Source organism: Corynebacterium lipophiloflavum DSM 44291, from assembly GCF_000159635.1.
Taxonomy (GTDB): domain Bacteria; phylum Actinomycetota; class Actinomycetes; order Mycobacteriales; family Mycobacteriaceae; genus Corynebacterium; species Corynebacterium lipophiloflavum.
Map to the genome: position 1 here is coordinate 157,646 of NZ_GG667192.1, position 1,112 is coordinate 158,757.

General features: G+C 62.4%; 2 protein-coding genes. One reads left to right on the forward strand and one right to left on the reverse strand.

The window, feature by feature from the left end:
• Positions 1-356: hypothetical protein (locus tag HMPREF0298_RS03935; protein ID WP_006839812.1), on the forward strand; the 356-nt coding region annotated here is incomplete at its 5' end.
• 96 nt (positions 357-452) lie between these two features.
• Here the strand turns inward: HMPREF0298_RS03935 and HMPREF0298_RS03940 are convergent.
• On the reverse strand, positions 453-1,112 hold a 660-nt coding region (locus tag HMPREF0298_RS03940; RefSeq protein ID WP_006839813.1), incomplete at its 5' end, for an alpha/beta fold hydrolase.

Below are 1,112 nucleotides of genomic sequence, written 5' to 3' on the forward strand. Positions count from 1 at the left end.
ATCAGACGCGGCGAGATTACGATTTCCACGCTGAGCCGTACGCCGTGACCGGAACCGCTGCGCCGGAGGGCACACCACTATTGGCCGGCACCGCGCCGAATAACGGTGCTCCTGCCAATCAACAACAGCGACGAAGCAAAGCTGCGCAGTGGGCGCTGCGCTTTGTCGCGATCGTCGGCATTTTGACGGTGTTATTTGTGATCGCTGCCATCTCCAACGCACCTGTCGCTCTGCTCGCGATCGTCATGTTGTTGTGGATGGCCGTGGCTCTCGCTGCGGCCATCACCGGAATCGTCGCAGCCGCAAAAGCGGTTTCCTCTCGCGGAAAGGATGCACCTCCACACCGACAGCGATGACGACCGCGAAGTGCGGTCAAGGCGCGCCGTTTATGCCGAGCAGGCGGCAGCCTCGCCGTCGCAACTTAGAGATTGATGGCGTCGACCACCACCCAGCTAACCGTGCCAGCGCGCGAGCCGGTCGTAGAGGATCTCGTCCGATTCGCGCTTCGCCTCACGGTTGCCCTCTATAGTGCCGCCCATCATATACTCACACGACCGACCGATGGCCTTCTCGATGTCCTCGCTGAACAGGTGGCCGGCATCGTCGAAGACCACGGCCTCGATGCCGGGGTTGGCCTCCGCCATGGCGCGCGCTGCGACCTCGCTTTGCCACATGCGGTCTTGGCCCCCGGCGAAAGCGAGATCGTTGCCGTCGAAGGCGGCGATGTCAATCCGCGCATCCTGCCCGGCAGCGACCGCGGCGGCTTCATAAGAGCTGCGGCAGGACACCGGCAAGCCGATAATCATCCGTGCGAAGTCGCGCATGGAGTTGTCGTGATTGACTCGCAGAGACGCAAAGGGCACCGGATCCTCGTGCCAGGTGAAGCTGCTCGCGTCGCGGGAAAAGTCCAGGCCGGCGTAGGTGTAATCGGCCGGCGCGTAAAGCACGACGTTGTCGATTTCGGGGTAGCGGATCGCAAGATTAGCGGCGAGCTCTGCGCCCTTGGAGACACCGATCACCGTTAACGGATTGGAGGCCTTCATCTTAGACAACACCTCGGAGAAGAAATCAAGGGACACCTCCGAGAGCAGCTTCTGCTGCCCGCCCTGCCC